General features: G+C 53.7%; 13 protein-coding genes. 11 read left to right on the plus strand and 2 right to left on the minus strand.

What is annotated here, in order from left to right; genetic code table 11:
- Positions 1 to 57: 57 nt before the first annotated feature.
- The 4 genes from NHM04_RS13420 to NHM04_RS13435 all read left to right on the plus strand — a co-directional run bounded on the left by NHM04_RS13420 (position 58) and on the right by NHM04_RS13435 (position 7,402).
- Complete coding sequence (locus NHM04_RS13420; protein ID WP_254264282.1) at positions 58 to 2,814, plus strand: TonB-dependent receptor; 2,757 nt, start codon at positions 58 to 60, stop codon at positions 2,812 to 2,814.
- A gap of 124 nt (positions 2,815 to 2,938) precedes the next feature.
- Positions 2,939 to 4,552: a glycoside hydrolase 43 family protein gene (locus NHM04_RS13425; RefSeq protein WP_254264283.1), complete on the plus strand. Its 1,614-nt coding sequence runs from the start codon at positions 2,939 to 2,941 to the stop codon at positions 4,550 to 4,552.
- 2 nt (positions 4,553 to 4,554) lie between these two features.
- Positions 4,555 to 6,150 (plus strand): carboxylesterase/lipase family protein, encoded by a 1,596-nt coding sequence (locus tag NHM04_RS13430; RefSeq protein WP_254264284.1) that lies wholly within the window; start codon positions 4,555 to 4,557, stop codon positions 6,148 to 6,150.
- Between the two features lie 1,018 nt (positions 6,151 to 7,168).
- Positions 7,169 to 7,402: a DUF2789 domain-containing protein gene (locus NHM04_RS13435; RefSeq protein ID WP_254264285.1), complete on the plus strand. Its 234-nt coding sequence runs from the start codon at positions 7,169 to 7,171 to the stop codon at positions 7,400 to 7,402.
- 45 nt (positions 7,403 to 7,447) lie between these two features.
- Here the strand turns inward: NHM04_RS13435 and NHM04_RS13440 are convergent, their stop codons facing one another.
- Complete coding sequence (locus tag NHM04_RS13440) at positions 7,448 to 7,954, minus strand: lactoylglutathione lyase family protein (protein ID WP_254264286.1); 507 nt, start codon at positions 7,952 to 7,954, stop codon at positions 7,448 to 7,450.
- Between the two features lie 105 nt (positions 7,955 to 8,059).
- On the opposite strand from NHM04_RS13440, the gene NHM04_RS13445 reads away from it, so the two are divergent.
- The 6 genes from NHM04_RS13445 (at position 8,060) to NHM04_RS13470 (ending at position 20,648) form a co-directional block, all read left to right on the plus strand.
- Positions 8,060 to 8,962, plus strand: a complete 903-nt coding sequence (locus tag NHM04_RS13445; protein ID WP_254264287.1) for a LysR family transcriptional regulator — start codon at positions 8,060 to 8,062, stop codon at positions 8,960 to 8,962.
- A gap of 105 nt (positions 8,963 to 9,067) precedes the next feature.
- Entirely contained in the window at positions 9,068 to 9,688 is a 621-nt protein-coding gene (locus NHM04_RS13450) for an energy transducer TonB (protein WP_254264288.1), read from the plus strand.
- Between the two features lie 272 nt (positions 9,689 to 9,960).
- Positions 9,961 to 15,900: a discoidin domain-containing protein gene (locus NHM04_RS13455; RefSeq protein ID WP_254264289.1), complete on the plus strand. Its 5,940-nt coding sequence runs from the start codon at positions 9,961 to 9,963 to the stop codon at positions 15,898 to 15,900.
- A gap of 328 nt (positions 15,901 to 16,228) precedes the next feature.
- On the plus strand, positions 16,229 to 16,744 hold the full coding sequence (locus tag NHM04_RS13460) for an RNA polymerase sigma factor (RefSeq protein WP_254264290.1): 516 nt from the start codon (positions 16,229 to 16,231) through the stop codon (positions 16,742 to 16,744).
- 11 nt (positions 16,745 to 16,755) lie between these two features.
- Positions 16,756 to 17,793 carry a FecR domain-containing protein gene (locus tag NHM04_RS13465; protein WP_254264291.1) on the plus strand — a complete coding sequence of 346 codons (1,038 nt, stop codon included), beginning with the start codon at positions 16,756 to 16,758 and terminating at the stop codon, positions 17,791 to 17,793.
- Positions 17,794 to 18,179: 386 nt separating this feature from the next.
- Entirely contained in the window at positions 18,180 to 20,648 is a 2,469-nt protein-coding gene (locus NHM04_RS13470; protein WP_254264292.1) for a TonB-dependent receptor, read from the plus strand.
- 163 nt (positions 20,649 to 20,811) lie between these two features.
- Here NHM04_RS13470 and NHM04_RS13475 read toward each other — a convergent pair whose 3' ends face one another.
- Positions 20,812 to 22,497, minus strand: a complete 1,686-nt coding sequence (locus NHM04_RS13475) for a carbohydrate-binding protein (RefSeq protein WP_254264293.1) — start codon at positions 22,495 to 22,497, stop codon at positions 20,812 to 20,814.
- Between the two features lie 219 nt (positions 22,498 to 22,716).
- Between NHM04_RS13475 and NHM04_RS13480 the strand changes: the two genes are divergently transcribed.
- Positions 22,717 to 23,556 (plus strand): hypothetical protein, encoded by an 840-nt coding sequence (locus tag NHM04_RS13480; RefSeq protein ID WP_254264294.1) that lies wholly within the window; start codon positions 22,717 to 22,719, stop codon positions 23,554 to 23,556.
- The last annotated feature ends 3 nt before the right edge of the window (positions 23,557 to 23,559 follow it).

Here is a 23,559-nt window from a genome sequence, read left to right on the forward strand (position 1 = left end):
GGCCAGCTCGTCAACTACACTATCCGTGCATTACATAATAAATACGAAGGAGTGCTTATGTTTACTCGCAGAAAACTAACCAACCCGTTGCTCACCAGCTCATCCGTACTTGCCATGACTCTGGCGCTTTCTGGTCAGACATTCGCCCAAGAAGGTGACGCCGAAGAGTTTGCTTTAGAAGAAGTTGTGGTGACTGGCTTTCGCCAAAGTTTGGAGCGGGCGCTGGATGTTAAGCGCGATGCCGTCGGCTCGGTAGATGCCATTATGGCCGAAGACATTGCCGACTTTCCGGATCAAAACCTCGCAGAGTCGTTGCAGCGTATTCCCGGTGTAACCATCACTCGCGACTCCGGTGAAGGCCGTGAGATTTCGGTGCGCGGTTTATCCGGTGAATTTACCCGCGTACGTATTAACGGCTTAGAAGCCATTGCCGCTACTGGCGGTGAGGGTGGCCCCAACCGCGGTCGTAGTTTTGACTTTAATGTGTTTGCCTCTGAGCTTTTCAACTCCATTGAGGTACGAAAAACCGCACAGGCGAATATCGATGAGGGCTCGTTGGGCGCTGTAGTGGATTTGAACACTGGCCGTCCATTTAATTACGAAGAGGGTGCTACTTTTGCGGCCAATGTTGAAGGTCAGTACAACGATTTGACCGAAGATGTTGGTCCGCGCGTGTCGGGCTTGTTTGCGTACCACGACCCTGAAGGCGTGTGGGGTGCATCTTTCTCGGCTGCCTACTCGGATACCACTACCAAAGAAATGGGTCAGAATACCGTTCGCTGGCAGCGAGCTGGTTTCGCTTCAGTTATGGGGGTGGACTGCTCTGCGAACCCGGGTGACGCAGGTTGTGCTGAAGTGGCTGGAGCTTTCCATCCGCGTATTCCTCGCTACGGTCAAATTGAAGTTAAGCGCGAGCGCTTGGGTTTAACCGGTAGCTTACAGTTCCGCCCTACGGATGCCACCAAGGTAAGCATTGATGCACTTTATTCCGAGCTTGATGCGTCGCGCGGCGAAAAGTGGGGCGAAGTATTGTTTCGGGGTAATGAAGGTGGCATGGATGTTGTGGATTACAGCTATGATCCAAGCACCAACAACCTGAACATGATGGAGGTCAACAACGCCTGGGTTCGCAATGAAAATTTTGAAAAAGCCTGGACCACCAAGTTTAATCAAATTGGTGTTGATATAGAGCACGACTTTACCGATAACTTTAGTGGCCATTTGCTTTTAGGTACATCCGAATCCAAGCTGAACTTCCCTTACGAAATTACCTTTATGTACGATGACCGTGATTACAACGGTTATATGTACGATTACACCAACGATAAAGATCCCGTGCTGGCCTTTAACGGCCCGGATGTGACCGATGCTACTAACTTCCAGATGTCGGAGTTTCGTGATCGGCCTACGGATACCACGCATGGTTTTGACAATGTCAGTGTCGACTTTGATTGGCGCTTGAACGATGTGTTCAGTCTGGAGTTTGGTGCCAGCTATAAGAAATTTACCTTTGATACTGATGGTTATCGCCGCGACTCAACCGTTTGCGGTAACGAATCTATCGACTTCAATTGTGACACCGACGGTGACGGCACGGCTGATTTGTACGGTATTCCTGGCACTGCTGAGCTGTCAGAGGTTTACACCTTTGACGACGATGTGGGCGCTGGTAGCACGACTTCGTGGGTGATTCCGAGCCTGGACGGTTGGATAAACGAAATTGATTTGTTTAATCAGCCCGCCAGTCAAGATCAGGGTAGTGTCAACTCGGTTGAAGAGGAAGATCTTGCCGCCTTTGTACAATTGAACGGTACCACTGAAATCGCCGGCATGGGCTTCAACTTTAACGTTGGTGTTCGTTACGCCGAAACCGACCAAACGTCTTCCGGTTATAACTCCGGTTCTTGGGTAACTGTCGATCGCGATCCGTACGACGATATTCTGCCTTCTTTGAATACCGCACTTTGGGTGACGGACGATCTAGTGTGGCGTTTTGCTGCGGCGCAGGTAATGACTCGTCCGGGCCTGGGTAATTTGTCACCCGGTGGTAGCGTAGATACCTTTAACTACAAGGTGTCTTACAAAAACCCCTACCTGGATCCAACCCGTGCCGATTCATTCGATACCTCGTTAGAGTGGTATTTTGCGGACGAAGCTGTGGTGTCTTTGGCGCTGTTCTATAAAGACATCGAGTCGCGTCCCATCGGTTCTGAAAGCGAAGGCACCTACGCCTCTACTGGTTTGCCATTGTCTCTGCTGAACCCAACCTCGCCAGCAGGCCAGAACCCAGAAGGGCAGCCTTGGACCATTTCATCTATCGATAATGGCCCTGGCGGTGAAGTAGAAGGTTTCGAAGTGGCTTATCAATCGCCGCTGTCGGTATTTGGTGGCGAAGATACTCTTTTGGACAACTTCGGTGTTATTGCCAACTACACCTACGTAACCTCTGATGTGGATTACACCTTTGGTGATGAGATTATTACCGAGCGCTTGTTTGGGCTATCAGAAAACTCTTACAACGCTACGCTCTACTACGAAGATGATAAGTTCAACGCTCGTATCTCGGCGGCCTATCGCGATGATTACCTGACCAGCACCAGTGGTAATGGTAACCAGTTCGAAGGTTACGAGGGCACCATGAACGTAGACTTCTCAGCCGGGTATGCCCTGACCGAAAATCTGGACTTGAAACTTGAAGGTCTGAATTTGACCGACAATTATCAAGACCGCTTTACCGACCTTGAGAACAAGCGTCGTTATGAGTGGGACCACACCGGTCGCGTATTCACCTTCGGTGTTAAATACACCATGTAAAACCCATCCCCAGGACGATGGTTGGTTGTGAGCACTTCTTGTCATCCGTCCTGAACTCTTCAGCCGAACCAGCTTGCTGTGTTCGGCTGCTTTTTTATTGACAGACCACAAGCCTGAGGTGGATATGAGAACACTTTGGATGCTGGCGCTTATCGGTATGGCCGGCTGTCAAACCTCTCCCGAATCTGCGCAACCTAGCAAATCGGTTGCGGATAAAACCTATCAAAACCCTATTATTCACGCCGATTACTCCGACCCGGATGTGGTGGCTGTAAACGGCAATTTTTATATGACGGCGTCCAGTTTTAACGCGTCGCCCGGTCTGCCCGTTTTGCACTCTAAAGATCTGGTGCACTGGAAGTTGATTAATCACGCTCTGCCTACCCAAGTGCCGGCCGATGTATTCGCTACGCCTCAACATGGCAATGGCGTTTGGGCGCCCAATATTCGCTACCACAATAATGAGTATTGGATTTTCTACCCCGACCCCGATTATGGTATTTACGTGACTCGCACCAGTGAGCCGGCCGGCCAGTGGAGCGAGCCCGAATTAATTCTTGCAGGCGAGGGCCTGATTGATCCCACACCCGTGTGGGACGATGACGGCAAAGCCTATTTGATTCACGCCTGGGCAAAAAGCCGCGCAGGAATTAACAACATACTTACCTTGCGCGAGATGGCGCCCGATACCAGCTGGGTTTCGCCAGAGCACACCACCATTGTGGATGCCAATAAGCTTGAGCGTTTTCGCACGCTCGAAGGCCCCAAGTTTTATAAGCGCAATGGCTACTACTATATTTTTGCCCCCGCCGGAGGCGTGGACATGGGGTGGCAAACCGTTTTTCGCGCACGCGATATCGCCGGCCCCTACGAGCACCGCATCGTCATGGAGCAGGGCAATACGCTTGTCAATGGTCCCCACCAGGGCAGCTTGATTACCGCCCCCGACGGTCGCGATTGGTTTATCCATTTTCAGTCCAAAAAAGCCTATGGCCGTATACCGCATTTACAACCTGTTGCCTGGAAAGACGGTTGGCCCATCATCGGTGAAGACCCGGACGGCGACGGTGTGGGACAGCCGGTTACCGGTGGCCCCATGCCTCTGCCCGCTGTGGCGGAGGGCTTTAGCATTGATCCCGGCGATGAGTTTACCGAGCAATCGTTAAACTTGGTGTGGCACTTTAACGCCAATAAACAACAGCGCTTTTACTCGCTGAGGGAGAAGCCGGGCTTTCTGCGGTTGTTCGCCCAGCCGGCTCGCAAGGGAGATAACCTGTGGATGGAGCCGGCGCTTCTGATGCAAAAACTTCCCGCCGAAATCTTTGAGGCGCGCGGCAAAATTACCCTGTCGGAGAATGCTCGGGACGCAGGCTTGCTGCTATTCGGCGAAGACTACGCTTGGGTAGGCTTGCGCCGGGATGATCAAGGCCAGGTGCGCGTGGCTTATGTGCAGTGTATGGATGCGCGCAAAGGTTGTGAGGAAGATGAGACTGAATCCTTTAAGGTTAATTCCGATACCCTCGAGCTGCGGGTGATTGTGCAGCCGGGGGCGACCGCAGTATTCAGCTTTCGCGATGACCTCACCGGCCGCTTCCGCTCTATTGGGGAACACTTTCAGGCGAAGAAAGGACGCTGGGTCGGCGCTAAGATCGGCTTTTTTAGCCGTGCTAACGATGCACAGGCTTACGCGGATATCGACTATTTTCGTCTGAATAAAGTGGGTGGTCTGGGGGAATAAAAATGAGCGAATTGATTAATAATACACGCCGTCAATTTTTAAAAACGGGCGCTTTGGTGGCCGCCTCAGCGCCTTTGGCTGCAAGTGCCTTTGCCACGGCGGGCGCAGAATTACAAACTCGCAGCGGCCGGGTAAGGGGGGAAAAGCACAACGGCTTACATATTTTTAAGGGTATTCCCTATGGCGGCGACACCGCCCAGCGTCGCTTTCAGCCACCGGTAAAAGAGGCGTCGTGGCAAGGCGTGCGCGATGCCACAAGCTATGGTGCCTCCGCCCCCCAGGGGCGAGATGACAGCAGTAGTGAAGACTGTCTGTTTTTAAACTGCTGGACGCCAGGTTTAAACGATGGTGGCAAACGTCCGGTCTTGTTTTATATTCACGGCGGCGGCTATGCCAATGGCTCGGGCAGTGATCCCTTATATGACGGCTCTAGCCTCTGTCATCAAGGCGATGTGGTGGTCATTACCGTCAATCACCGTTTAAACGCGTTTGGCTATTTGTACCTGGCTAATCTGGCTGGGCCTGCGTATGCGCACTCGGGCAATGTGGGGCAGCTGGATTTAATCGCCGCATTGCAGTGGGTACAAGAGCACGCCGAGGCGCTGGGCGGCGACCCCAACAACGTCACCGTGTTCGGCCAATCCGGAGGCGGCGCCAAAATTGCCACCATGATGGCCATGCCTGCCGCGCAAGGCTTATTTCACCGCGCCTGGACTATGAGCGGACAGCAAGTCACTGCCGCCGGCCCGCGCGCCGCGACTCAGCGCGCCCAACGCTTTTTAGATACCCTAAAGCCCGGCGCCAGTCGTAAAACGCAACTCAGTGCCTTGCTTAAAGCGCCCATAGATGAAGTGCTGGAAGCAACCAAGGCCAAGGACTTTTCGCGCATTGAGGACAAGTCATTGCATTTTTGTCCGGTTATGGACTCCGGTGTGTTACCGCGTCATCCCTTTTGGCCCGATGCACCCGCGCAGTCGGCGGCCATTCCCATGGTGATTGGCAACACTCGCGATGAAACCCGCGCGTTTCTCGCCAAGGATGAAAACTTTAATCTTAAGTGGGAAGACTTGCCGGATAAAATCCGTCGCCAGCAATATGTAGATATCGAACCGCGCGCAGTGATTGATTTCTACCGTCAGCAATACCCTAATTACACACCCACTCAGGTTTTCTTTGCTGCCACCACGGCCGGACGGTCCTGGCGCGGTGCGGTCGAAGAACTAGAAGCCCGCGCCGCCCAGGGTAACAACACCTGGGCCTATCAACTGGACTGGGGCTCGCCATTAGACGGCGGTAAATACGGCGCCTTTCATACCCTGGATATTCCTCTGGTGTTTAACAATATTCATCAGCCGGGGTCGCGCACCGGCGACAGCGAAAGCGCGCAGAAAATGGCGCGCACCATGAGCGACGCGCTGCTAGCCTTTGCCAAAACCGGCAGCCCCAATGGCGAAGGTGAGCCAGAGTGGAAACCCTATGGCCTGGATAAGCGCCAAACCATGGTTTTCGATGTGCCGTCACACCTGGAGAATGATCCGCGCGGCGCAGAGCGAGCCTTTTATGCGCAGGTGCCGTTTATGCAGCGGGGAACGTTTTAATCAAATCTAATGTTGCCGCGCGTCACAGCGCGTGGCGAACCAAAAAAATACCGCTTGCGTGCTTTGGTTGTTCCGCACAGAAGTGGCTTGAGATGCTGGGGTTATGGCACTATAAGGCTCGGTTCTACTCGCCGGCGCCGGGGTTCACTGCAAGCGGCGCTCTCTTTTTTCGATGAGAAACCTTTTACAAAAACAACAATGAAGATTAAGAAGCGATATATTTGTTTTATTCTTATAGCTATTGTCTGGTTCGTCTTGTCTGGCGTTTTTTTTTCGACTAAAGAGAGTGTTGTAGATTGGGGGGGCGGATTTTTTTTGTACGCGGGTTCTAGCTACTATGTGTGTTGCTGGATATTTAACATTACAATGCCGCCACCTTTAACAGGTCCCAACATGGAGCCGGGCAAAGATGATTTTCTTCGTGCTGTATGCTTTATCTTCGCTTTAGGGTTAATGCTGGCATCGTCGCTTGGTTAAAGTTTTGCAAAAGAAGGAGTGAGAGCTGGGTAAGCGATCCATCTAAGTCGAACTTACATTTGAATTCCTTCTCGCTTTAATTTCCAAAGCCTCGGCGGAGGCCTCTGGGGTTTTTTAGTTGTAGTAACGGCAGATCTCCGGCGAAGAATTTCGTCGTTTGTGGATTACAGCGATCACATAACACGGTTCACTCCTAAATTCGTAAATAATCCGGTAAGAACAAATGTTCAGCCCCAAGCCTTAGCCTAGCGATTTCGGGTGTCATCTAGCCGGGTAGGGCGGTTGGTTCAATATGTCGGTTTGCCACATTTTCTGCCTCACCTTCCTGTCATAGTGTTCAGCGTCCCAAGTTAGTTAAGGCGCTGGACGGCGGATAAAAATACCCATCAGACCCACCAGTTCAGTAAATTTCACCTTCAAACATTGACTCTTTCCCAATATTCGCTGGCTATTGTCAACAATAGGTTTACATTAGTAGTAACGCTCGGCTGTTAATTTTACTGGTTCAGGAGTAATCTCAATATTTTGAAGGAGTTGTATTATGGAACCGCCCGTACATTCCCTAAGCGCGTTGTTCGATCAGTTGGGCTTGCCCAGCGAGGCCGAAGATGTTGAGGATTTTATTGGCCGCCATCGGCCGCTGGCCGCCGAGATTAAACTGGCCGAGGCCCCGTTCTGGAGCGAGAGTCAGCAGCGTTTTTTGCAGCAGGCGATTAGTGATGATGCCGATTGGGCCGAGGTGGTGGACGAGCTGGACGCACTGCTGCGCCACTGACGTAAAGGCAATGCCCTGCGTGTGTGGGCATTGCCTTTTTTCACGCTATTGATACGCACCGCTGGCGTAGGTTAACTCGTAGCTGTGGCTGTAGATTTCTAAAATATTTCCAAACGGATCTTCCATATAAATCATGCGGTAGGGTTTTTCGCCCGGATAATAGTATCTGGGTTCTTTCATTCGGCGCTTGCCGCCCGCTTGCTCGATTTTCTCGGCGAGTTCTTCAAGATTTGGGTCTTGCACACAGAAGTGAAACACGCCTGTTTTCCAGTATTCGAAATTATCTTCCGGGTTTTGCTGGTTGTTAAATTGAAACAGCTCGACACCAATTCTGTCGCCCGTGGATAAGTGGGCTATATCAAATTTCTTCCAGCCAGCGCCAAACACATCGGTACACATGACGCCTACGGGGCTGTCATCTTCCTCAATGGTGGTGGGTGGCATGATCAAATACCAGCCGAGTACCTGGGTGTAGAAGTCTACGGCCGCGTTAAGGTCTGGCACCGAAATACCAATGTGAGAAAAGGTGCGCGGATAAGGGGTGGTTTGCATAACGGTCCTCCTGTGTGGGTAGGTATTCAGAGTAGTAAAAACACAGCTAAACGTAAAATTATGGTTTATGATAATTTCCATAATTTTATGTAATGGTTGTGATGAATGAATTACCGTTGGCTGCATACCTTTATTACCCTTGTGGAAGAGGGCACCTTTACTCAAACCGCGCAAAAACTGCACATGACGCAGCCGGGCGTGAGCCAGCACATTGCGAAGCTTGAACAATCGCTAGGTGTAAGTTTGCTGGCCCGCGAGGGAAAACGCTTTGAGCTGACAGAGCCGGGGCGGCGGCTGGCCGATTACGCTGTGCGGGTGTTCCAGCAAGAGCAGCACTTGTTACAGACCCTGGCGGATGACAGCCCGTATCAGGGCGAGTGTCGCATCGGTTGCTCGGGCAGTTTGGCGCTGTTGCTTTACCCGGTTTTTTTGCAGCGCCAATGTGACCACCGCGAGCTGATGGTCAGCCTTGAGGCGGCGCCCAATGAGCGCTTAATCAATATGGTCGATAAAGGTGAGTTAGATGTGGCGGTGGTGAGTATTGCAAAGCCCAAGGGGGAGTTGGAGTACACGGCGATAGGGCATCAGAATTTATGCTTAGTAGTGCCGAAAACCTTCGCGGTCAAGCACAAAGGTTTACCTGACTGGGCGGCATTGCAGCAACTGGGTTTTATTGACCACCCGGATGCGGCCTCTTATATGAATCAGGTTTTAGCGTTGGCCTATGGTAAGCAATTTACCGGTTTGCAGGCGTTGTCTAAGCGAAGCTATGTGAATCAGATTAATCAAATCCTGACCCCGGTTGCCCAAGGCCTTGGCTTTACCGTCTTGCCGCAAGCGACGATCGACAGCTCCCCACACATCAAGAAAATTACGTCGGTGCCGTTGCCTAAGGCGGTGGTCGAGCCTCTTTATCTCATTAAGCGCCGGGAGTTTCGCAAGCCCAGCCGATATGAATGGTTTGAGTTGCAAATTCGCAGCGAAGTGAATCGGCTAGCCCGAGCGTAAATAACCGTTAGACGTTGCCTGAAAATTTATTAGCACAAAACAAACTTTGCGTGCCAAGCGTTGCTTGCCTATGGTTTGAGTGAGCCTCAACAAAGGTAATGGATTATGAGCACTGCAACGGCTATGCGCTTTACCGCAATTCCCATGGGGTTAATCTGTACCGCAGCACTTTTGCTGCTGATGGCAACCCTGATTCAAACCAACTACACCTACATTGAACCCGCTAAACCGGTCAATATTGGCAATGTCGTTATGCCCGAGTTGAAAGTCGAGGTGGTTTACGACTCGGCGCCCACCCGCCCTGAAGAACCGCCTGTCCCGCCTGCCTCGCCCGCCATTGAAGACCCGGTGCAGGTGGATACTCAAGGCCCCAATATCACCGTGTTTCGCGATCCGTCGCCGGCGAATGATTCGCTGAGCATAAACTTCGCGCAGCCCGGTGATTACTTGCCCATTGTTAAAGTCGCACCGCAATATCCGCGTACCGCGCTGAGCCGGAGTATTGAAGGCGAAGTGGTTGTGTCTTTTACCGTCACCGCAACCGGGGCAACGCGTGATGTCGTCGTGCTGAGTGCGCAAACCCTGGATGGATCGCCCACCAGCGTTTTTAATCGTGCCGCCATTCGCGCGGCCGAAGGCTTTAAATATAAGCCGCGTATTGAAAACGGCGTCGCCCAGGAAGTACACGGCGTGCAAAATCGCTTTCTGTTTGAGCTTGCCCGCTAGCGCATTCTAGGCCTGCTTTTTACTCTCACCCTCTGCCGGTGCTGTGCGCCGGCTTTTTTGTGCGTTTATTTTTTCAAGTTCTGAAACAGGCCCTAGTACTCGGCCCACAGTGGTGCCCGCAATGCTCCTTTGTCTGCGCATAAACGCCGCACTGTGCGTCGCTTAGGTGGAGGATAAATGCCCGTTGCTCGTCCTAGTTTCCGATATCCAAATAATAACGGCTGCTTCACCTCTTAGATTGGTGGCACGTAGCCAGCAATCGGAGAACGCCAATGGACTCTCAAACATTTCTGTTTTCACGTTGTCGTGCAATTGGCCTTGGCGCCATGCTCGGCACCTCAATGCTTTGGGGCAGTAGTGCTGCCTACGCACAGTCGGCGCCGGATGAGGCGGACTTCCAGCGCGAAGTTGTGGCCGAAGGGCTGGATTTGCCAATGGAGTTTGAAATATCGGCCGACGGGCGCGTATTTATTGCCAGTAAGTGCGGTGGTGTGTACGCCTGGAATTTAGATTCGGGCAGCCCAGCGCAAACCTCTACCGTGCCTAATGTGCGTTGCGTGTTTGAAGATGGCTTGTTGAGTGTGGCGCTCGACCCCAACTTTACCCAGAACAGTTATATCTACTTTCAATACACGGCGCCCGGCAGCATTACTCGCGTGTCGCGGTTTACGGTGAATGCGGATAACAGCCTGGATGTCGGCTCTGAGTCGGTACTCTTGGAGTGGATAACGGGCGATGAGGCCCATGGCCACATGGGCGGTTCACTGCAATTTGATACCCAGGGCAACTTGCTGATTACCACCGGTGATAACAAAGCGGCGGGCGGTTACTTTCAGCCTTCGGCTCAGGGAACCTCGGGCAACACCAATGATATGCGCGGCAAGATTTTGCGCATTACGCCCACCGCAGATGGCGGTTACACCATTCCGCCCGGTAATTTATTTGCAGGCGACGCGCTGCGCCGCCCAGAAATTTACGGCATGGGGTTTCGCAATCCCTTCCGCTTAAGTGTTGACCCGGCGACCAACTGCTCTTATGTCGGCGATATTGGCCCAGACGCTTCCACCGACAGTGCTGAAGGCCCAGGCGGGTTGGATGAGATCAACGAAATCTGCAGCGCTGGCAACTACGGCTGGCCTTATATCATTGGCTACAACCAGCCGTACGCCGGGTTTGACCCCAACAACATTGTCAACAACGCTTCTGATAATACTGGCGCAACGAACCTGCCCAATTCGGTGGGTGCCTTATGGACGGTGCGCCACCAGGCCACCATGGCAGGGCCGGTATACCGGCTGAATGAGGGTATTGATAACCCCTTTAAATTACCGGCTTACTACAATGGCAAACTGATCTTTTGGGATTTTAACAGCAGTCGTTTTAGCACTATCGATTTGAGCTCTCCGGCATCGCCGCCGGTGGCTGAACCCTTTCCCATTAATACCCAGGGCTTTCAAGGCGCCATTGACGCTGAGTTGGATCCGCGCACCCATCAACTGTATGTGTTGCAGTGGGGCTCTGGCTGTTGTGACAAAGAACCCTACGGTGGCGGTGCCCTGTATCGGTTTGATTATGTCGGCAACCGTGACTCGGGCACCAATGTGGCGCTGGGTGGTGTTGCCAGTGCCAGCAGTGAGGTGGCAGGTAATCTTGCCGCTTATGCCATTGACGGTGACCCAAGCACACGCTGGGAAAGTGACGCATCCGACCCACAGAGCCTGACGGTTGAATTGGCCGAGGCTGTGACCATAGGTTCCATTTCTATTGTTTGGGAGGGGGCCTACAGCTCGCGTTACGTGATTGAAGGGTCGAACGACGGTCAAAGCTGGACCCCTCTGGCGGAAGAACTTGCGGGCTCTGGTGGCACGCGCTTGCATATTATTGATTCCAGCGAGGCCTATCGCTATGTACGCTTAACGGGAACAGAGCGGGGCACCGGCTACGGCCATTCGATTTTTGAATTTGAAGTTTACGCTGGCGAAGTTGAAGAGCCACCCGAAGAGCTGACCGAGCACGCCTACCTGAACATGCCGCGCACGCTCGATGCGAATTTTACCGATGTGCCTTTGCTGTTGTCTCAAACTGGCGCCTTTGCCGATACCGCAAATCTGGTGCCCAGTGCACATTTAATTCCCTTTGAGCCCAACACAAAGCTGTGGTCGGACCGAGCGCTAAAAACCCGCTGGTTATCCTTGCCCGCCGAGCGCCAAGTGGAGTGGCACCAGAGCGACGATTGGGGTTACCCCCAGGGTACCGTGGCAGTAAAACATTTTGAGTTGCCCTTGGTGGGTGACGGCGCCGGGCTGACCAAGCGCCTGGAAACGCGTTTGATTGTGATGCAGGCCAATGGCCGGGTTTACGGTGTTACTTATAAATGGCGTGATGATAACAGCGATGCCGAGTTGCTGACCACCAGTGTGCTGGAAGACATTGTGGTCACCCGAGACGATGGCAGCAGCTGGACGCAAACCTGGGCTTACCCTAGCCCGACGGAGTGTATTGACTGCCATAATCCAGACTCGGCACAAATACTCGGCTTGTCCACCCGCCAGTTAAATGGTGAGTTCAGTTACCCCGATGGCAGCCGTGAGAACCAGCTGGTGCACTGGAACAATCTGGGTTTGTTTAGTCCCGGGTTTGATAACGCAAGTGTAGGCAGCTTTGACAAAATGGTGGCCATTACCGATACCAGTGCCAGTTTGGAGCAGCGGGTTAAATCTTATTTAGACACCAACTGCGCACACTGCCACGGCACGGGTAATGGTGGTTCGCAATGGGACGCGCGCTATAACACCCCGTTGGCGCAAATGCGTGTGGTGGGTGAAGCCACCACCGGTATCCGTAACTACCTGAATTATTACGGAATCGACAACGCCGAGGTGGTAACACCGGGGGCGCCACATCAATCCATTTTGTACATTCGCGATCAAAGCGAAAACCCTGACGACCGCATGCCGCCCATTGGCCGCGCCTTAGAACACCCGGAATATATCGCGGTGTTGGAGCAGTGGATTGACAGCCTGGATGGCACAACACCGCCGCCAACTACCGGGTTAATCAGCGGTAATGCCAGTGCCACGGCAACCTCTGTCGAGGCGGAATACGCCGCTGATTACGCCACCGACGGTGACCCGACCACCCGCTGGGCCAGCGAATTTGCCGATCCGCAATCGCTTACCGTGGATTTACAGCAGGTATACCGCATCGACCGCATTGTTCTTAACTGGGAGGCGGCCTACGGCAGTGCGTATGTTATTGAAGGTTCGCTGGACGGCCAGAACTGGGAGCCGGTGTACAGCCAGGAAGCCGGTGTGGGCGGCGAGGAAACCCTGGAAAACCTTTCTGGTAACTATCGCTACCTGCGCCTTACCGGCACGCAGCGCGGCACTGAATGGGGCTACTCGTTGTGGGAGTTTGAAGTGTACGGCGGCGAGCCGGTAACGGCGGCTGAGCCCGAGCTGGTCTCGCAAAATAAGGCGGTTACCGTGTCCAGCACCGAAGCGGACTACGCCGGCGCATTAGTGGTAGACGGGGACGCAACCACCCGCTGGAGCAGTGAATTTGCCGATCCGCAGTGGGTGCAGATCGACCTTGGCGAGCTGTATGCGCTGGATAGAATTGAGCTGAGCTGGGAGGCCGCACACGCCAGTGCTTACATCATAGAGGGCTCTACCGATGGCAGCGCCTGGTCTGAGTTGGTGAGTGTTGGCAACGCCGCCGGTGGCGACGTTGTACACGATGGCTTATCTGGCAGCTTCCGCTATGTGCGCCTGACAGGCACGGAGCGGGCCACCGAATGGGGCTACTCGCTGTTTGAAATGGCGGTATGGGGTGTTGCGGGCAGTGGCGATCCCGGCGATAACCCGGGCACACCGAGTCTTAGTGTGAATGCTCCGGTGAGCGGGCAAAGCTATCTGGAGGGCGAAGCGGTCATCGTTTCGGCCAGTGCCTCCGCCAGCCAGTGGTTTGCCGATGGCAATGGTCTGTTGGTGAGCGTCGACGGCGCGGTGGCCGAGTTCAGTGCCGCTAGCACGGTTAACCTGGGAGCCTTGGCCGCGGGAGCGCATACAATCGTTGTGCAGCTTGCGGACTCTGAGGCCCAAGCTGTGGGCAACAGCGTGAGCCTTAATGTGGTTGTGAACGAGCGCAACACTAACCCGGCGGAATTACTGTCGCTGAACAAAAGTGCTTCCAGCTCGGAAGTGGAGGGCGACTTTGTTGCCGCCAATGCAGTGGATGACGACTTGGGCACACGCTGGAGCAGTGCCCACGATGATGCAAACCACTACCTGCAAATTGACTTAGGGGCGAGCTACCCGCTTGGCCGGGTCGAGCTGGAGTGGGAGGCGGCCTATGCCACCGGTTATCGCATTGAAGTGTCGGGCGATGCGGCCAGCTGGAGCGAAGTGTTCAGCACTAGCAATGGTGATGGCGGCCTGGACACGGTTGATGTGTCGGCCAGTGGGCGTTACGTGCGCCTTACCGGCACCAGTCGGGCCACGGCTTATGGGTATTCGCTGTGGGAAATGCGCGTGTACAGCCAGGGCGATGTCGCACCAACGGCGCAGCTGGATGTGCTATCCCCCCTCGCTGGGCAAACCTTTGCTGCAGGCGAGGCGGTCACGGCCGAGGTCAGTGTCAGCGACAGTGACTGGTTTACGGACGGCGGTAGTTATCGCTACACCTTGGATGCTAACGCCGCCGTTACACGCAATGACGATGCGCCTTTTTCTCTCGGCGTTTTAAATGCGGGCGGCCATACGTTTGATGTGACCTTAGTCAGTGCAACGGGCAGCGATGTCGGCGCCGCTGAAAGTGTCACCTTTTATGTGGCGGGCGGCGAAACGCCTACCACTCCCAGCCCGGCACAATTGTCGCCCATTCAGGCCACAGCCTCTTCAGAAGTGGGTGGCAATCTTGCCAGTTACACCATTGATAGTATTTACAATTCACGCTGGGAAAGTGAAATCGCCGATCCGCAATTTTTAACCTTGGATATGGGGCAAAGCGTTTACCTGACCCGGGTGCGCCTGGATTGGGAGGCCGCCTACGCCCGTGTCTACCGTTTAGAAGTGTCCGCCGATGGTAATGAATGGACCAGCATTTACGAAAACACCAACAGCGATGGCGGAGTTGATGATATCGCCTTGAATGGTGAGCAGGGTCGCTACTTGCGGGTGTATGGGACGGAGCGTGCCACAGGCTACGGCTACTCGCTGTTTGAGGTTGAGGTATTTGGCTTGCCGGCCGATCCCTCACTGGCAATGATTGATGTGCTGAGCCCTGCCAATGGCGCCAGTGTGGCCGAAACCGATGCCGTCACCCTGTCGGTCAATATCAGTGACAGCAGCTGGCTTGTCAATGGCGGTGCCTACCGTTATCAGCTTAACGACCAGGCGCCAGTTACGGTGAATCAGTTGGCCGATATTAATCTCGGCACTTTACCCACCGGGCGTCACACCCTGGCCGTTACCTTAGTCGATAGCACCGGCGCGGCGGTCAGTGTGCCCCGCAGCCACAGCTTTACGGTTAATTGCGGTGCCGATTGCCCCAATGTGTTGGTGTTCTCGAAAACCTCTGGTTTCCGCCACGGGTCTATCCCCGCGGGTATCGCTATGGTGGAAGCGATTGCCGACGATTACGGCTATGGTTTTACCGCCAGTGAAGATGCCGCCGTGTTTACCGACGCGGGTCTCGCCCAGTACGACACCATAGTGTTTATGAACACCACCGGGGATATCTTTACCGACAGTCAAAAGGCGGCGTTTAGAAGCTATATCGAAAACGGCGGCGGCTATGTCGGCTCTCACTCGGCCGCAGACACCGAACACGGTTGGGACTGGTACACCGATGTGCTGCTCGCCGGTGCCGAGTTTATTCATCACGGTGATGGCATTCCCATGGCCCGGGTGGAAATCGAGCAGCAAAGCGATCCGTTGGTGAGCCATATAGGCAGTGACTGGAACCTGGCTGACGAATGGTATTTCTGGGAGTCCAGCCCACGAGGTGTGGGAAATGTGCAGGTGCTGGGTAATCTGGATCGCAGCAGCTACACCTCGAACTACCCAGTGGATGATCATCCTGTCATCTTTAAAAATACCGTGGGCAGCGGCCGTGTGTTTTACACCGCGATTGGCCACGTTGATGCCAACTTTTCAGATCCGAATATGATCGAAATGATGCGTAAAGCGATCGAGTGGACTTCTCAGTAGTCTCCCTCCTTTGCCCCCGGTAGCTATTACCGGGGGCTTTTTTGTCCCACTTTCACCTGATTAAAGTGGTCTGTGTGAGCCAGTTCTCGCAAAAAACCAATCGGTGCGCCACAGCCTTGCCACTTTGAGAGTGTTGCAAAGGTGGAAAACCTCTCGCCAGAAAACTTGATATACAAAACACTCGGCGAGTTTGCGCGCAAGCCTTAGCGGATTTGTTCCGCCCGGTCGTCTGATGTTAACAGGACCTAGTGACAACAGGCTTGGACGATGTAGTGCAGACGTAAGTCGAAAACAACATAAATAATAACGACAGACATCAGGTGATGGCATGCACTACATACGCAGTATGGAGAAAGTGTACTTTAAAGCGCTGGGGTTAATTACCCGTACCGTTGGCAAGGTAGTACCGCCGGACGATGTAGAAGATATTGTGCAGGAAACCTACGTAAAAGTCTGCCAGTTGCGCCCGCAGCAGAGCATTCGCAACCCTCAGGCGTTTGTGGTGAAAATGGCGCGCAATCTGGCGCTGGATCACATCAAACGCGCTGAGTACCGCCTGGCCTCGAGTATGAACGGCTGTGCGGTGGAGGTTGAAGCGCAATTGACCAGCAGCGAAGACCCGACCTTAGAAACTCTGGTGAGCGATGAGGCCTTTGGTATTTTTTGCGAAGCGGTACGGCAGTTGCCGCCACAGGCGCGACGCGCTTTTGTGTTAAAGAAAGTCTATGGCTACAGCCAAAAGGAAATAGCCGCGCAGTTAGGGGTCAGTGAAAGCACCGTGGAGAAGCATATCGCCAGCGGCTTGTATCGCTCGCGCCAATATATCAAGGAAAGAAACACCTAAGCGAGGTATCAATGGGCAAGGTTTATCGCCTGCGCCGAAAAGAGGATGTCGACCTGCAGGCTGCTCAATGGGTAGTGGCCATTGAGCGCACGCTCACCCCGCAGGAAGAGCGTGAGCTGTCCCTCTGGTTAAGCCAAAGCCCCCGCCACCGCAAAGCTTTGGCCGAGGCGGCCGATACCTGGGAGCAACTGGACAGTCTGGCCCGCTTGGCAGACTTGTTTCCCACCGCAGAATCCATGGCCCCGGATTCGGGCACGCGCTTTAACTGGAGTGTCGCGGCCTCGGTGGCACTGTTTCTGGTTTTCTCCTTCACCAGCAGTTTGTATTTCTGGCGTGATTGGGTCGCACCGGGTTCGCCAGTGGCACAGTTTACACAGCAATTCAGCACGGATGTGGGTGAGCAAAAACAGTTTGTGTTGAGCGACGGTAGCGAGCTACTGCTAAACACCGACTCAGAAGTGAGCATCCATTACGACAATAATCAGCGCAATATTTTTCTGTATCGCGGTGAGTTACACATCACCGTCGCCCACGATAGCAATCGCCCACTCAGGGTGCTTTCCGATAACAATATTCTTGAGGCGGTGGGTACGGCTTTTGGTGTGCAAAAGCTTGATCAAGGCGCGGTTTCTTTATTGGTGACCGATGGGCGGGTAAAGGCGTCTCGGCGCAATGAAAGCAGTGAAAACTCTGCGCCTGTGGCTGTGGTGGAATCCATTCAGCGCGGGCAGCGACTGATTCTCGCAGAGAATGAGGCGGCGATTGAAACTTTAACTGATTCAGGTGTTAATGCTCTGCTCGGCTGGCGCAACGGCCAGCTTATTTTTCGCGGCGAGCGGTTAGAAGCGGCCATTGCACAGGTGAGTCGCTATACCGATATCGATATTGTGATTGCCGATCCAAATCTAAAAGACGTAAAAATAGCCGGCTTATTTCGCGCCGGAGATATCCCCGCCTTACTGCAAAGCCTGCAGGATAATTTCTCAATTTACAGCGAGACGGTAAACGCTCACACCATCGCTCTGCATTCTGCTGCAACCGCACAATAATGATCCGATTCGTATGGAGGAAAGGCGCTATAACTTCGTCTTTGAAGGGAGCGATGCGCGGCATCGTTTCGGGAGTAGGGTCGGTATTGTTGGTTTTCTCAATGTCTCAGTGTGCTTGGGGTTTTGATAAAAACAAACGCATAACCTTTCGTATTCCTATGCAGCAAGCTGACGTGTCATTGACAGCGTTTGCAGAGCAGGCGCAGGTGACTTTAGTGTTTCCGTACGACGCGGTTAAAAACATAACAACGAACGAGGTTAATGGGCAGTTTACATTCTCCGGGGCGTTGGATGTTTTACTTGGTGGAACCTCTCTTGAATATTCTGTCAGTGACGACGGCCAGCTAACAATAATGAAGGATCAAACAGTATTAGAGAGCGATGCTATGAATAAAAAAAATTTATCCTTGGCGGTTGCCGGTGTTATGGGTGGTTTGCTGGGCGCCCCTGTGGATGCGCAGCAAAATGCTAATGTTTCGGCCAGTGGTCTAGAAGAGATTATGGTCACAGCCCGGCGCAAAGAAGAAAATTTGCAACAGGTTCCGGATACGGTTGTCGCGTTTTCCAGTGCGACTATTGAACGTGCCAATATTGAGGCCGCTCGGGATATTACCGTGCGTATTCCCAATGTTGCGATTACAGAATCTCTGAGTCCGTCTTCTACCTTTTTAATCGTTCGCGGTGTGTCCTCGGTAAGAAACTCCGAGCCAGCGGTTGCCGTTGTGGTGGACGGTGTGCAGATTGGAAGCTCTTCGGAGGTTTCGCAGTCGCTGTACGATGTGCAGCAGATTGAACTTCTAAAAGGACCGCAAGGCGCACTGTACGGGCGCAACGCCCTGGGTGGTGCGCTGATTATCACGTCCAAAAAACCAAGCCAGGACTTTGCCGGAAACTTTACGGTAGGCGGCGGCAGTGGTGATTTGTTTGAGGTTCGTGGCGCGCTTTCTGGCGCAATCACCGACGATGTGTTGTTTCGTTTTTCGGGCAATCACCGCTCTTTTGGCGGAACAATTGAAAATCAGTATTTAAATCGTGTTTACGAACGCAATGGCCGCGCGGTTGCGGGCTCTTCTCCCGGCAATAGTTACATGGATTTTGAAGAGAACCGTGATTTTCGTGCTCAGATTATGTGGGAGCCCAGCGATCAAACACGATTCGACTTGCGGTATTCCCACAGTGGCTTGGAGTCGGGTGCCATGTGGTATAGAAACTTATATCGCCTGGAGACCGATCCGAATGAAGTTTATGAGTTTCCCATAAACTCTAACGGCAATCCCACCGCCGTTCGCTCCATTGACACACTGACGCTAAAGTTTGAGCACGATTTTGACTTTGCCACTTTTACCTCCATCACCAACAGTACCGATACCAACGAACGCTACGGTGTGGCGGGTGAAACCCGTGGCCATGATCGTACCGGCAATGTTTTATTCTTTACTGAGCCGTTTGTCGATGAGTTTATTGCCGGTCTTGATTCTGAGGTAGACCGTGACTTTTTCAGCGCTCAATTGGGAGACTGGGCGGCCGGAAACTTTGTGGGCTCTGACCAGTACTACGATGTGCAGACCGTTTCGCAAGAGTTTCGCCTAACCGGCTCGGCCGACAAGCTCAGCTATGTGTTGGGAGCTTATGGGTTATTGACCGATCGGGCCGATACCTTGCGCTCGACCTGGGAAACCCCGAGCGGATCGCCTTTTGATTGTGAACCCGCGTATCCCGGTGGGCCCGCGGTGACGGACTTTACCTGTAACGGTTTTATCGATGCAACGCAAAATGAGCAGGACAACCGTGCCTGGGCCGTGTTCTTCAGTACCGACTACGACCTAAGCGACACATTAACGCTGACACTGGCGGGCCGCTACGATGAAGACAAACGCGAGGTGACGCGTATTGATGGGCCTACGGTCGACACCGAGGGTATGGGAGTAGGTAACAAGTGTGACGCCGATACGGACCCCGAGAATTGCGCGCGCGCGGGCTCAACCATTGGTAAAACCTATAGCGCCTTTCAGCCCAAGGTGTCGTTAGCGTATACGCCCAATGAGGCGCTTACGTTGTATACCACTGCCGCACGCGGATTTCGCAGCGGCGGTTTTAATGCCTCGGGCGCGCTGCTGGCAGACTCTTACGATCAGGAAACACTGGACAGCTTTGAGGTAGGTTTTAAAAGCAGTTTATTTGGTAATCTGTTACGGCTCAATGGTGCGGCGTTTTATCAGCGCTACGAAAATGCCCAGCAGTTTGAGTTTGATGGCAATATTTTTGTACAGAGCCTTTATAACATTCCCGAAAGTGAAATTAACGGCATTGAGTTGAGTATGGATTGGGTGGCCACCGATCATCTAATGGTGTCGGCGGGGCTTGGCATTATGGAGTCGGAAATTAAAGAGTTTGATACCGACATTCGCGACCGTATGCGTTCTGAATTGCTGGCGCGTACGGCGAACACAGTCAAACTGCCCGAGGGGACGGCCGAGGCGTTCGAGCGCAATTTTGAAGGCGAGCACATGCCAAACTTCCCACATCAGTCTGCCAATATCGCGTTAAATTATGACCTGCCTGTGGGCGACAGTGACAGTTTTATTGCGCATCTCGATTACAGCTACACTGCTGATCGGTACTGGTGGATTGATAACGAGGATGTGCAGGACAACCTCGGCCTGGTGGCGGCGAGTTTGTCTTATGTCTTTAAGGATAATTTAGAACTGGAGCTGTGGTGTAAGAATTGTTTGGATGAGGAATATGACTCGGAGTACGCGCCGACCGAAAAAGAATTGTTTGGTGGCGCCGCGAAAGATGTTGCCTATCGCGCGCGGGGAATTACTTATGGCTTACAGGCCAAATATAACTTTTGACCGTTTGGGGTTGAGTGAGCGGGCTCACTGTTAACCCGGCCATCGGGCCGCGCGAGCCCTTGAAATACCAGCGCGTCCACGCAGATGCGCCAGTATTTCAGGGGTGACAATAAAGTAGATCAGCACGGTCTACTTTATTGCTAAGTTAACAGCTCCGCTTTTTTTATTGGTAAACCCGTACATAGTCCACGTACATACGCTGGGTGCTGTAGTTGGCATGATCCGGATCGCCGGGCCAGTTACCGCCCACGGCGACGTTGAGCAAGAACCAGAAGGGCTGGTCGTAAACCCATTGGCCATACTGTTCAACTTGAGCGCGGCTGATACTGTAAAAGTTGATGTCGTTAACGAACCAGCGAATGCCGTTGGCATCCCACTCGACGGCGTAGACGTTGTAGGTCTGTTCGATTGGTTGCGCATGGTCTAAGTGGCCGGTAATAGGGGTGTTGCCGGAATAGCCGGGTCCGTGCAGAGCGCCGGAGGTAATATTGTTGGTGCCCACGTGCTCCATAATGTCCAGCTCGCCGCCTTGAGGCCAGCCCTGCGTATTAAAGTTATCTCCCAGCATCCAGAACGCCGGCCAGATTCCCTGAGCCTTTGGCAACTTAATTCGCGCTTCCATACGGCCGTACTGGAACGAGTGCTTGTTGCGGGTGTTCATGCGTGTAGAGGTATACCCGCAATTGCCGCCCCACCAGCATTGGCCGCCTTGTTCCTGGCGAGCTTCAATCACTAGTACATTGCTGCCCGCCTGGGGGTCGAACTGGATATAGGCGTTATTGCCATTGGTGTAATACTGCAGCTCGTTGTTGCCCCAGCCACCGCCACCGGTTTCAAAGTTCCAGGTGTTGGTGTCAATGCTGTCAAACTCGTCGCTCCAGGTGACAGTAGGGTTGGGTGTAGGAGGTGTTCCGCCCGCGGGAGACGCCTTTATCCAATTGAGATTCCAGCCGCCAGTGGTGGCGTATACGCCTAAGCTGTGGTTGCCCGCAGGCAGATAGGCATTCAGGGTAAGTGTCTGCCAGTTTTGCCAACCGCCGGTGTTGGGGATGTTCACCTCGCCCAGTAGGGTGGTGCCGCCGTTTAAGTCCAGCGACAGGGTACCGCCGGAACCGCTTGCGGCGCGTACCTGGATGTCGTAATTACCCGCCGTTGGAACTTCAAGGCCGGTGTAGCTCAGCCACTCGCCAGTTTCCGTCCAGCCAATGTTGTAACCGCCGCCGGTATCGCTGGTCGCTTCAATATCGACATCGCCTGTGCGATAAGCGCCGCCGGTGTTGCCCGCCGTGGTGTCGTAAGCTTCGTTGTAGTCTTCGGCTTCAAAGGTTTGCTCACTGGGGCTGGGGTTGACGCCGGTGGGTATAATTTCTATCCAGTTGAGGTTCCAGCCACCGGTTGCAGCGTACACGCCCAGTGAGTAGGTACCGGCATCCAGCGCCACTTGGGTTTCGACGGTTTGCCAGCTCTGCCAGCCGCCAGTGGCGGGCAGGGCGAGTTCGCCCAAGAGGATGCTGCCGCCGTTTAAATCCAGCGAAATTGTGGCGCCAGTATCGGTGGCGACCCGGGCGCGCACAATATACTGACCGCTGGCGGGGATGGTGAGATTATCGTAAGTCAGCCATTCGCCCGCTTCGGTCCAGCCAATATTGTAGCCACCGCCGGTGTCACTGGTGGCTTCAATATCAACGTCGTCGTTGCGATAAACACCGCCGGTATTGCCCGCAGTGGTATCGGAAAAGGCGTTGTAATCTTCCGCCTGAAAGGTGACGGCGCCAGCGGCGAGGGGAGTGCTCACCAGCAAGCCCAGCGCTAGTGGGCGCAGCTGATTTAACAAGGGGGTATAACGCATGTGTCTCTCCTTATTGTTAGTTTTGCCTCTAAGGCCTGCTCAGCATAGGGGGGGCGCGTAGTTGCTTGCGCTTCACTTTCCGGTAGGGGCGCAAGTGGGCGTTCCAAATAGAGTAAGACTTTGCGCAATTGCGGACTGGTTCGTGGCTTAAGTGCCAAATCCATAGCCTGTGCTATGATTGGCGCCAGTCAAAAAAGGACCGCTGTGCGGAGATTTGGAATGCTGCAAAAAGTTGTACTGCTTGTGCTGGGGCTACTGGCTTGTTGTCTGGTTCAAGCCTCTTCAAAAGGCCAGACAGGTGCGGCCGCAGTACCCGAGTATGTGCTTTGGGTGGGCGGTAACGCCCCCGGCCGCGCAGAACACGAAGTGCGGGTGATTCGCGAGGCGCTTGAGCGCACCCGCAGCGATTTTGGCGGCTACCGGCTTGAGGTTAGCAGCGACCCCAGCATCGCCGGGCGCTGGCGCCAGCACCTTGCACAGGGTGAGACTATACACATTGTGCCCACCTCTTATACTGACTTTCCTCCTGAAGAAATCACCCTAATTCCCGTGCCTGTGGCGGGCGGTCGTTTAGGGTATCGCAATCTGGTGGTGTTAAAAGATCGCCTGGCGGAGTTTGGCCGCATTAAATCGCGCAGCGAGCTCAGTCGTTATACTGCTGGGCAAGGTATTACCTGGCCGGATATGTGGGTGTATGAGGCCAACGAGTTGCCGATTCTTGGCGCCGATGAACTGCCCCAACTCTTTGCGCTGTTGCGCAGTGAGGATATCGACTATATCCCGCTGGGGGTGGAGGAGACTGAGTCCATCTTAGAACACTACACCCAGGCGGCGGATGAGTTTGCGGTGGTGCCCGAGCTGTTGATTTACTATCCGCTGTCGAGCTTTCCGGTGGTCTCAAACCAGCAGCCCGAGCTGATTACACGCCTCAAGGCCGGCCTTGAGGCGATGCACGCCGATGGCAGCTTGCCGCTCGATATTGGCCAGGGCGTAGAGAAGCCTCGTCAGTGCCGGGTCATCAAGCTGGAAAACCCCAGCCGTATTTTCCCTTTGCTTTAACAG

It is taken from the genome of Gilvimarinus sp. DA14 (assembly GCF_024204685.1).
Lineage (GTDB): Bacteria > Pseudomonadota > Gammaproteobacteria > Pseudomonadales > Cellvibrionaceae > Gilvimarinus.